9 protein-coding genes are annotated in these 11,343 nt (G+C 63.9%); all 9 read right to left on the minus strand.

Features of this window, described 5'->3' with window-relative positions:
* Positions 1–157 precede the first annotated feature (157 nt).
* The 9 genes from fabV to queA all read right to left on the minus strand — a co-directional run bounded on the left by fabV (position 158) and on the right by queA (position 11,145).
* Positions 158–1,417: an enoyl-ACP reductase FabV gene (gene fabV / locus QMX78_RS16935; protein ID WP_282271724.1), complete on the minus strand. Its 1,260-nt coding sequence runs from the start codon at positions 1,415–1,417 to the stop codon at positions 158–160.
* A 190-nt stretch (positions 1,418–1,607) separates the two neighbouring features.
* Entirely contained in the window at positions 1,608–2,576 is a 969-nt protein-coding gene (secF, locus tag QMX78_RS16940; protein WP_282271728.1) for a protein translocase subunit SecF, read from the minus strand.
* Positions 2,577–2,637: 61 nt separating this feature from the next.
* On the minus strand, positions 2,638–4,482 hold the full coding sequence (gene secD, locus QMX78_RS16945) for a protein translocase subunit SecD (RefSeq protein ID WP_282271730.1): 1,845 nt from the start codon (positions 4,480–4,482) through the stop codon (positions 2,638–2,640).
* Between the two features lie 57 nt (positions 4,483–4,539).
* The gene (yajC, locus tag QMX78_RS16950; RefSeq protein ID WP_282271731.1) at positions 4,540–4,869 is read right to left on the minus strand and encodes a preprotein translocase subunit YajC; all 330 of its coding nucleotides are present in this window, start codon (positions 4,867–4,869) and stop codon (positions 4,540–4,542) included.
* Between the two features lie 126 nt (positions 4,870–4,995).
* Positions 4,996–6,135, minus strand: a complete 1,140-nt coding sequence (gene tgt, locus QMX78_RS16955) for a tRNA guanosine(34) transglycosylase Tgt (RefSeq protein WP_282271735.1) — start codon at positions 6,133–6,135, stop codon at positions 4,996–4,998.
* A gap of 74 nt (positions 6,136–6,209) precedes the next feature.
* Complete coding sequence (locus QMX78_RS16960) at positions 6,210–7,211, minus strand: ABC transporter ATP-binding protein (RefSeq protein WP_282271740.1); 1,002 nt, start codon at positions 7,209–7,211, stop codon at positions 6,210–6,212.
* Positions 7,201–8,853 carry an iron ABC transporter permease gene (locus QMX78_RS16965; RefSeq protein WP_282271742.1) on the minus strand — a complete coding sequence of 551 codons (1,653 nt, stop codon included), beginning with the start codon at positions 8,851–8,853 and terminating at the stop codon, positions 7,201–7,203. The genes QMX78_RS16960 and QMX78_RS16965 overlap by 11 nt, the downstream gene beginning before the upstream one ends.
* Positions 8,854–8,925: 72 nt before the next feature.
* Entirely contained in the window at positions 8,926–10,008 is a 1,083-nt protein-coding gene (locus QMX78_RS16970; protein WP_282271743.1) for a Fe(3+) ABC transporter substrate-binding protein, read from the minus strand.
* Positions 10,009–10,101: 93 nt separating this feature from the next.
* Entirely contained in the window at positions 10,102–11,145 is a 1,044-nt protein-coding gene (gene queA / locus QMX78_RS16975) for a tRNA preQ1(34) S-adenosylmethionine ribosyltransferase-isomerase QueA (protein ID WP_282271744.1), read from the minus strand.
* Between the last annotated feature and the right edge of the window lie 198 nt (positions 11,146–11,343).

An 11,343-nucleotide genomic window follows, 5' to 3' on the forward strand; every position in this document is an offset into this window, starting at 1 on the left:
GGCGGGAGAGGGGCTCAGTCCACTACGAGCTGAAGCATTGCTAGCCCCTCTCCCGCCTGCGGGAGAGGGGTTGGGGTGAGGGGAAGCTCCTAGCTAGAGATGCAAAAAAAGAAGGCCGCGCAAAGCGCGGCCTTCTCTCATCCAAAAAACCGAAAACTCAGACCTCAACAATCCCCGGAATAGCCACATCCGGATTCACATCGGCTTCGTAATCCACGCCATCGATGCCGAACCCGAACAGGCGCAGGAAGTCGGCCTTGTAGCCGGCCAGGTCGCTGATCTCGTACAGGTTCTCATTGGTCACCTGCGGCCACAGCTCCAGTACCTTGCCCTGCACTTCCGGCGCCATTTCCTTGTAGTCCGCACGCAGGCGGCCTTCGCCGTCGACCAGCGCGATCTCGCGGCCCTGCGCGTCCTGCAACTGCTGGCGGATGTGGTCAGCCGCGTTGGCGCCGCCTTGCGGGCCGTTGTACAGAATGTCGTACAGGGTATCGAGCTGCTCGATGCAGCCTTCGTGCGTACCCTGCTCTTTCATCACCTTGAACAGCAGCGACAGATACAGCGGCATGGTCGGGATCGCCGAGCTGGCCTGGGTCACAACCGCTTTCAATACCGACACGCGCGCATCGCCACCCAGCCCCTGCAACTTGTCGCGGATGGCCAGCACCTTGTTGTCCAGGTCCTTCTTGGCAGCGCCGATCGAACCATTCCAGTAAATGGCCTGGGTGATCTCCTCGCCGACATAGGTGAACGCGGTGGTGGTGGCACCCGGTGCCAGCACGCCAGCCTCAAGCAGCGCGTCGATCCACATCTGCCAGTCTTCGCCACCCATGACCTGCACGGTGCCAGCGATCTCCTCGGCCGTTGCCGGCTGCAGCGTGGTTTCGGTCAGCACTTCCTTGTCGGTGTCCAGGCCACGCAAGGTGATCGGCGCGCCGATCGGCTTCAGCGTGGAGCTGATGATCTCGCCGGTCTTGGGATGCTTGCGACGCGGCGCAGCGAGGCTGTAAACCACCTGATCGACCTGACCCAGATCAGCCTTGATGATCTCGATGACCTTCTGCTTCACCTCGTCGGAGAACGCATCGCCATTGACGCTGCGCGCATACAGACCCGCCTGGTGTGCGTACTTCTCGAATGCGGCGGAGTTGTACCAACCCGCCGTACCCGGCTTGGTCTCGCTGCCCGGGCGCTCGAAGAACACGCCAAGGGTGGCGGCATCGCTGCCAAACGCAGCCTTGATGCGGGCGGCCAGACCGTAACCGGTGGAGGCACCGAGCACCAGCACCTTCTTCGGCCCGTTGGCCAGCTTGGGCTGGGCCTTGATGTAATCGATCTGTTCCTTGACCGCCGCATCGCAACCAGTCGGATGGGTGGTGACGCAGATGAAGCCGCGCACACGCGGTTTGATGACCATGAAAACCTCGGTTGGCTAAACAGAAGACAGCAACACAAGCAGTTTGCGCGCTGAACCGGGAGGATCGTAGTGCGCTGCCGCACCGAAAACAACCGACGCCACCGCATGGACCGCCCTGCCCCCCGCGCGGATTGCAGGCAAAAGAAAAGCCGCGCGGGGCGCGGCTTTTCAGCAAGGCAGTGCGAGTCCGTCAGGGACGACGGGCCAGCTCTTCCTCGTCCTTGGCCTTGGGCAGCAGATCCTGCTTGGTGACCTTGAACGGACCAATGCTCAGCAGCGGCACGGCCACGATGATCGAGGAGATGACCACGATCACGGCACCTACCATGTGGGTTTCGGCCAGGCCTTCCATCGACTCGCCACCGAACATGTACAGCGCAAGTGCGGACAGGAAGAACAGCACCGCGGTGATCACCGTACGCGACAGCGTCTGGTTGATCGAGCGGTTCAGCACTTCCAGCGGCTCCACGCGCAGGCTGCGGAAGTTTTCGCGCACACGGTCGAACACCACGATGATGTCGTTGATGGCAAAACCCATCACCGACAACATACCCGCCAACACGGTCAGGTCGAACTCGCGACCGAGCAGCGACATGTAGGCAACCGTCAGGATCAGATCGAAGAACGCGGTGATGCTGGCGACGATGGCGAACTTCCATTCGAAGCGGGCAGCGATGTAGATCAGGAAGCCGATGACCATGAACAGCGTGGCGTAGATGCCGTTCATCGCCAGGTCCTTGCCGACCTGCGGGCCGACGAACTCGCCCGGCTGCACGGTAGCGACGTTGTCCGCCGCAGTCACCGCAACGCGGACATTCTCGGCAACCGTCTGTGCGGCATCGGCGGCATTGTTGTGCTCGCCATCTGGCGGCAGGCGGATCATCAGGTCATTGCCGCCACCGACGCTCTGCACCTGGGCGTTCTCGAAGCCAGCCTTCTCCAGACGCTCGCGCACCGTGTCGGCGTTGATGCTCTTTTCAAAATGCGTACGCACGACCGTGCCGCCGGTGAACTCCAGCGCGTAGTTGAAGCCCTTGAAGCCGATGATGGCGAACGAGGCCAGCAGCAACACCACCATGATCGCGAGCACCGGCTTGCGGTGACTCATGAAGTCGATGTTGGTGTCGTTCGGAACGATGTGAAGTGGAAACAGTTTCATGCAAGGAGTTCCTTGGAAAACCCGCACCGGTCAGGTGCGGGTTTCTGCGAAGAGGTTCGCGTCAGATGGCCACGGAGTTCAGCTTCTTGCGCTTGGCGTAGATCAGCGTCGCCAGAGCACGCGACACGGTGATCGCAGTGAACATCGAGGCAAAAATACCGATGATCATGGTCAGCGCGAAGCCCTTCAGCGGGCCGGTACCGAACGCATACAGCGCCACACCGACAATCAGGCCAGTGAGGTTGGCGTCGAGGATGGTGCCCGAGGCGCGCTCGTAACCCTCCGCGATGGCCTTCTTCGCCGGCATGCCCAGTCGCAACTCTTCACGGATACGTTCGTTGATCAGCACGTTGGCGTCGACCGACAAACCGACCGACAAGGCCAGGCCGGCGAAGCCCGGCAAGGTCATGGTCGCGCCGAACATCGACATCACCGCCACCACGATCAGCAGGTTGAACAGCAGCGCCACCGAGGTGATCACGCCGAACATGCGGTAGTAGATGGCGAAGAACACCAGGGTGAAGATGAACGAGAACACCACTGCCTTGACGCCGCGGTCCACGTTCTCCTTACCCAGGCTCGGGCCGATCACGTATTCCTCGACGAAGTCCATCGGCGCAGCCAGCGAGCCTGCACGCAGCAGCTTGGCCAGGCCGTCGGCTTCGGTCTTCTCCAGGCCGGTGGTCTGGAACTCCTTGCCGAACACGCCATTGATGTTGGCGATGGAGATCACTTCTTCCTTGACCCGGAAGCTGCGCTGCTCCACGCCGTTGACCATGGTCACCTGCGGAATCCGCTCGGTGTAGACCACGGCCATCGGCTTGCCGACGTTGGCGCTGGTGAAATCAAACATGCGCTGGCCACCGACGCTGTTCAGCGTCACGCTGACCGACGGCAGCCCGTTCTGGTCAGTGGAGGTCGCCGCCTTGACCATCTGGTCGCCGGTGACGATGGTGCGCTTGTTCAACAGCACCGGCATGCCACGGCGGTCGCGGTAGAGCTTGGCTTCCGGCGGGATGCGGCCGGTATCCACTGCATCCTGCGCGTTGCCATCGACCACTGCACGGTATTCCAGCGTCGCGGTGGCACCGATCATGCGCTTGGCTTCGGCCGTGTCCTGCACGCCCGGCAGTTCGACCACGATGCGGTCTTCGCCTTGGCGCTGGATGATCGGCTCGGCCACGCCCAGTTCGTTGACGCGGTTACGCAGGGTGGTCAGGTTCTGCTCGATGGCGCCGGAGGCGATCTGCAGCATTTCCGCCTGCGGCACCGTGGCGGTGATGCGATCACCACTGACCGAGTAGCTGAAGGTCGGCTGTGCCTTGGCCAGTGCCGCACGTGCCTTGTCGGCATCGGCAGCGTTGGTCAGGGCGATGGCGATATCGCTTTCGCCGCGACGCTCTACCGAACGGTAGGACACGCGGTTGTCACGCAAGGTGGTACGCACGTCTTCGGTGAAAGCTTCGAAACGCTTGTCCACCGCGGCCTTCTGGTCCACCTGCAAAGCGAAGTGCACGCCGCCGACCAGATCCAGACCCAGCACCATTGGCTTGCCGCCCAGATTGGCCAGCCAATCCGGCACGGTCGAGGCCAGGTTCAGAGCGACGGTGTAGTTTTCGCCGGCCGTCTCGCGCAGCACCTCATTGGCGCGCGACTGGGCATCCAGCGAAGCAAGGCGGACGATCAGGTTGTTCTCGCCCTCCTTCTCCACCGACTTGGCGGTGACACCGGCCTCGCCCAGCGCCTTGCTGACGCGCTCTTGCAGCGCATCATCAATCTGCCCACCACGGTTGGCGGTGATCTGAACGGACGGATCCTTCTGGTAGATATTGGGCAGCGCGTACAGCGCGCTGACCGCCAGAACGATCAGAATCAGGAAGTACTTCCAGCGCGGAAATTCAAGCATTGCAGGATCCTGCGCGACGCCGGTGCGGCGTCACGACGTGACGGAAAGGGATCAGCCTCAGGCGGCGTTCTTCAGCGTGCCCTTGGGCAGGACGTTGCCGACCGAGCCCTTCTGCACGCGGATGCGGACGTTGTCGGCCACTTCCACAGTAATGAAGTTGTCGCCGATGTCGGTAACCACGCCAGCGATGCCGCCGGAGGTCAGCACTTCGTCACCCTTGGCGATCTTCTCCAGCATCGCCTTGTGTTCCTTCTGGCGCTTCATCTGCGGGCGGATCATCAGGAAGTACATCACTGCGATCAGCGCGATGGGCAGCAGGAAGGTGCCCATACCCGGAGCGGCCGGAGCGGCCTGGGCGACGGGGAGCAGGATAGCCATGAGAGTCATTTTGTAATCCTTGATGTTGGGCGGCACCCATGCAGGCCGGATGGCCTGCAGCAGTAACCGCGAAACGGGGTCAGCCGTGAAGTATGCCACGCGTCCGGGAGCACGTCCCGGACCGTGTGAAGACCGCTACTCCCCAGACAACGCCGGGACACTCAGGCCCCGGGCTGCATAGAAGGACTCGCGGAAGGCCAGGAAGGTTCCCGCCTCGATGGCCGCACGCATGTCGGCCATCAGCTTTTCGTAATAGAACAGGTTGTGCAGGGTGCCCAGCATCGGCGCCAGCATCTCGTTGCAGCGGTCCAGGTGACGCAGGTAAGAGCGGGTATAGCCGCCAGTACAGGCGTGGCAACCGCAGCCTGGCTCGATCGGGTTCATGTCCCGCTCGTACTTGGCATTGCGGATGCGAACGGTGCCGAACGAGGTGAAATAGTGGCCATTACGGGCATTACGGGTCGGCATGACGCAGTCGAACATGTCCACGCCGCGGGCCACGCCTTCGACCAGGTCCTCCGGCCGGCCCACACCCATCAGGTAACGCGGACGGTCAGCGGGCAGGATCGGATGCATGTGGTCGAGCATGGCATTGCGCTCATGCTCGGGCTCGCCCACCGCCAGGCCACCGATGGCATAGCCATCAAAGCCGATCTGCTGCAGGCCTTCGGCCGAACGGCTGCGCAGTTCGGTATGTACCCCGCCCTGGACGATGCCGAACAGCGCCGCATCGTTGCCCATGGCGTCATGTGCATTGCGGCTGCGCTGTGCCCAGCGCAGGCTGAGCTCCATCGACTTGCGCGCCACCGGCTCGGTGGCCGGGTACGGGGTGCATTCGTCGAAGATCATGACGATGTCCGAATCCAGCACCTTCTGGATCTTCATGCTCTCTTCCGGGCCCAGGAAGACCCGGGCACCGTCAGTCGGCGAGGCGAAGGTGACGCCTTCTTCGGTGATCTTGCGGCGATGCGCCAGCGAAAACACCTGAAAACCACCCGAATCGGTCAGGATCGGGCCATTCCACTGGCAAAAGCCATGCAGGCCGCCGTGGTCGGCAATGACATCCAGGCCCGGGCGCAGGTACAGATGGAAGGTATTGCCGAGGATGATCTCGGCCCCGAGCGCGCGCACCTGCTCTGGCAGCACGCCCTTGACCGAGCCATAGGTGCCGACCGGCATGAACGCCGGGGTCTGCACGGTGCCGCGCGGGAAGGACAGCTGGCCACGGCGGGCGCGGCCATCGGTGTTCTGGAGCTTGAACTGCAATCTGGACATGGAAGCATTGAGGCGTCAGTTGCGCCAATTGTCGCGGATATGGGCCTGCAGGGCGAACTTTGGGCCCGGAACAGTCAGTCGGGGAAGCGAACCGGCGCTGGATCGTGCCATGCCAGGCCGACCTCGGCACCAATCTCCGGCAACTGACCAGGGCCGAAATCCAGCTCCAGCCGCTCGCCACCGGCCAAGCGCACCCAGCCGCTGCTGCCCGGCCCGCGGAACACCAGGCCCTCGACGCGCGCACGCAGTACTGCGGCCGGGTCCAGCAGCAGGCTGTGTGGGCGCACCAGCACCCGCCCGCCGCCAGCAATGCCGAGCTGCGCCGCCTGGATCAGCGCTCCGCGACCGATGAAGCCGGCGACAAACGGATCCTGCGGCGCCTGATACAGCGCTTGGGCGCTGCTCCACTGCAGGAGGCGCCCTTCATGCATGACGCCGATGCGATCAGCCATGGCGAAGGCCTCACTCTGGTCGTGGGTCACCATCAGCACCGTGGTGCCGGCCGCCTTGAGCAGGTCACGCAGTTCGCCAGCCAGCCGCTGACGGGTATCCACGTCCAGGTTCGAGAACGGCTCGTCCAGCAGCAACAGGTCCGGTGCCGCCGCCAGCGCGCGCGCCAACGCTACGCGCTGCTGTTGGCCACCAGACAATTCATGCGGGTAGCGCAGCTCCAGGCCTGGCAAGCCCACGTACTGCAACAAAGCCTGGACCCGGGCCTTCCGCTTGGCACGTTGCAGGCCACGCAGACCAAAGCCGATGTTCGCCGCCACGTCCAGGTGCGGAAACAGCGCGTAATCCTGGAACATCATCCCAACCCTGCGCTGCTCAGCCGGCAGCGCCCGCTGCGGCGCAGCCAGCTGCCGCCCGGCGAGCACGATGCCGCCCTGCTGCAGCGGCTCAAAGCCGGCAATGCTGCGAAGCACCGTGGTCTTACCGCAGCCGGACGCGCCCAGCAGGCATCCGATCTCGCCACGACCGAGCTGCAACGACAAGCCCTCCACCACCGGTTTGAAACCGCCCGCGACGGGATAGCCAATATGCAGGTCTTCCAATAGCAGCTGTGCGTCAACGTGCATCTTCAACTCCATAAGCCGCGCCTGCGCGCGCCAGCAGGATCACCGGCAGCAGGCCACTGACGACAATCAACAAGGCCGCCACCGCGCCTTCTTCATACGTCCCGCGCGCAGCCTCGGCATACAACCATGTCGCGAGTGTTTCGAAATTCATTGGCCGCAGCACAAGGGTGGCCGACAACTCCTTCATCGTATCGACGAATACCAGCAGCGCGGCAGCGGCCAAGGCCGGGCGCAGCAGCGGCAGATGCACCCGTCGCAACATACCGGTTGCACCCTCGCCCAGACTCGCTGCAGCCTGATCCAGCGACAGCGGAATGCGCGCCAAGCCCGCCTCGATCCCGCCCACCGATACCGCAAGAAAGCGCAGCGTATACGCCAGCACCAACACGGTCACCGAACCCATCAACAGCATCTGCGGCTGACCGCCAAGCAGCACCAGCAGTCGGCTAGCCACGGCATCCACCCCGCCCAGCGGCAACAACAAGCCAATCGCCAGCACCGTGCCGGGGATCGCATAGCCCAGCGTGGCAGTGCAACTGCTGGCCATTGCCAGGGCGTTACGCCGCCGCGCCTGCGCCAGCCGCAATGCCCACGCGACCAACAACCCCAGCGCCATCGCCACAACCGTTGCCAACAAGGCAACCCGCAAGGTGTTCCACAGCGCAACCAGCAACTGCGGCGAGAAACCAGCAACCTGCAGGCGCTCAACCGCCTCCCAGAGCAGATAGGCCGCCGGCACCACAAAGCCCAGCAGCACCGGCAGCAGCCCCAACAGCAACGCAAGCAGGCCACGCGCGCCGCGCAGCTGCAGCGGCTGCAACGGGCGTGGCCGCAGTACGCTGGCGTAGCGCTGCCGGCGCCGACCATAGCGCTCCAGCGTCAGCAACAAGGCCACCACCGCGAGCATCGCCAGCGCGATCTGGGCCGCGCCGGCCAGATCGCCACGACTTACCCAGGTGGTGTAGATCGAAACAGTGAGGGTCTGCACGCCGAGGAATTCGGAGGCCCCGATATCGTTGAGGGTTTCCAGCAAGGCCAGTGCCACGCCTACCGCGATTGCAGGTCGCGCCAACGGCAGCGCCACCCGCCAGAACACCTGCAGCGGCGTCGCCCCCAGGCTGCGCGCCGCTTCAAGCAAGCCCGCCGCCTGGGTCATGAACAAGGCGCGGGTCGTCAGGTACACATAGGGATAGAGCACGAAGCCCAGCAGCACGATGCAGCCAAGCAGATGACGGATATCCGGCAGGCGGAACTGGCGGGGACTGTCATAGCCCAGCAGGTCGCGGATAAGGCCCTGCACCGGGCCAAGCGGATGCAGCACGTCCAGATAGGCGAAGGCGGCGATATACGTTGGCACCGCCAAGGGCAGCAGCAATGCCCAGCTCAACAGTTTGCGCCCCGGGAACGCAAACGCCGTCACCAACCACGCACTGCCCGTACCAAGCACTACGACCAATACGCCGACGCCCAGCAACAACAGCCCGGTATTGAACAGCGCGGTCGGCAGCACATTGGCCGATAGATGCGCCCACAACCCGGCACTGCCATCGCTCGCCGCCCACGCCAAGCCCAGCACCGGCGCCAGCATCACCACCGCCACCGATACCGCGCCCAGCAGCCAGGGATTCCATCGCCACGTCATCAAGCACTATCCATCGCGAAACAACGGGCCGGCACCGCAAGCACGGCGCCGGCCCGTAGGAAGCCGCAAGGTTCAGTTATCGAAACCGACCTTGTCCACCAGCTCACTGGCCAGCTTGCGGTTGGCAACCACTTCGGCCAAGGGCAGCGGGTCCACCTTCATCGGCCCGAAGCTGGCTACGACCGGATCAAGCGCAACACCCGGCTTCACCGGGTATTCGTAGTTGGCGCGCGCGTACAGGCTCTGCGAGCTGTCGCTGACCAGGTATTCCAGCAACTTCACCGCGTTGTCATGATTGGGCGCATGACGGGCGACGGCGGCGCCGGAGATATTGACGTGGGTTCCGGTATCGGCAGCACTGGCAAACACCGGCCGCACCACCTGGATGGCATCGCCCCAGCTGCGTTGCTCGGAGCCTTCCTCGGCGTTCTTCATGCGGCCCACGTAATACGCGTTGGCCACACCGATATCGCAGATGCCGGCAAGAATGTCGCGTGCAACATCGCGATCACCGCCGGCAGCCTTGCGAGCGAGGTTCGCCTTGACCCCGCGCAGCCAGGCTTCGGTCTTCTCCGCGCCGTCATGCGCGATCATCGCCGCGAACAGGCTGGTGTTGTAAGGATGCTGGCCGGAACGGATGCATACCCGGCCCTTCCACTTGGGATCGGCCAGATCTTCATAAGTGAAGCCGGTCAGGTCGAGATCCTTGTCGGCATAGACCACGCGGTCGCGCAGGGACAGCGCAAACCACTGCCCTTCCGGCGAGCGCAAGTGCGCAGGGATGGCCGCTTCCAGCACCGGCGACTTCACCGCCTGGGTGTGGCCGGCTTCAACCACGTCGAGCAGGCGACCGGTGTCCACCGTCATCAGCACGTCGGCCGGCGAACGCTCGCCTTCGGCAGCCAGACGCTCGGTCAAGCCGTCCTTGAGCAGCACCGTATTGACCTTGATGCCGGTGTCCGCGGTGAATGCGTCCAACAGCGGCTGCACCAGGGCGGGTTCGCGCGTGGTGTAGAGGTTGACCTCACCAGCAGTGGTGCCTGCTTGCGATGCGGCAGCAGGTGCGGGGGCGTCACCGCTCTTGGCGCAGGCGCCAAGCAGGACGAGGGAACACAAGGCAGCCAGATGGCCGGCGGCACGCTTCGGATGACGCATGATTTACTCCGGAAGTGGTCGTCGGTCCCGGCCACGATGGCCGGACACGGATCAAATGAGAACTTATCTCATCTGATCCGTCCGTGCACTGCGTCAAACAGCCGCACCCTCGCCCGCCGGGAACAGCAGCATCGCATCGCCATAGCTGAAGAAGCGGTACTTCTGCGCGATAGCGTGTGCATAGGCCTCGAAAACACGCTGCTTGCCAGCAAATGCGCTGATCATCATCAGCAAGGTGCTTTCCGGCAGATGGAAGTTGGTGACCATCGCATCGACGCTGCGGATGCGGTAACCCGGAGTGATGAAGATCTGGGTCTCTCCGGCGTAGGGATGCAGTTCGCCTTCGCGCATCGCACTCTCAAGCGCTCGCACGACGGTGGTACCGACACCGATCACCCGGCCACCGGCAGCACGGGTGCGCCGCACCTGCTCGACCAGCTCGGCGCCGACATTGAGCCATTCGCGGTGCATCACGTGCTGCGATAGATCATCCACGCGCACCGGCTGGAAGGTGCCGGCGCCGACATGCAGGGTGATGTGCCCGAACTGCACGCCACGCTCGCGCAGCTGCGCCAGCAGCGCTTCGTCGAAGTGCAGACCGGCGGTCGGCGCAGCCACGGCACCGACCTGCTTGGCGAACACCGTCTGGTAGCGCTCGCGGTCGTCCACACCGGGCTCACGGTGGATGTAGGGCGGCAGCGGCAGGCGGCCTTCGTGCACCAGCCAGGATTCCAACGATTCGGGGATATCAAAGCGCAGCACATAGAACTCGCCGTCGCGGCCAAGCACCTCGGCTTCGCCGCCGGCATCAAGCTGAATGCGGCTGCCGGGCTTGGGCGACTTGCTGGCGCCTATCTGCGCGCGCGCCTGTTGGCCACCGAGCAGACGCTCGATCAGGATCTCGACGCGGCCGCCACTGGCTTTCTGCCCGAACAGGCGCGCCGGGATGACGCGGGTGTCGTTGAACACCAGCAGGTCACCAGGCTGCAGCAATCCGGCCAGATCACGCACCTGACGGTCGTCGAACGGCGCCGGTGCCGGCGGGACCAGCAGCAGACGGCTGGCCGAACGCTCGGCCAAGGGAGCCTGGGCGATCAATTCCTCAGGCAGGTCATAGGTGAAATCGGACTTCTTCAAGGCCGGAACTTCGTGCGGGGAGCCGACTATTGTAGCTCTCAGGGGAGGAAGAGCTGGTTTCTGGGCTTGGGCCTTGGCCTTGGCTTCGCTTCATGCCGTCATTCCCGCGAAGGCGGGAATCGCTCTGGCTCTGGCTTGCTCCTGAATTCGCACTGGCCAGGCCAAATCAACAGCGAACAGCCAAAGCAAGAGCGATTC

This window comes from Stenotrophomonas sp. PS02298 (assembly GCF_029959445.1).
Lineage (GTDB): Bacteria > Pseudomonadota > Gammaproteobacteria > Xanthomonadales > Xanthomonadaceae > Stenotrophomonas.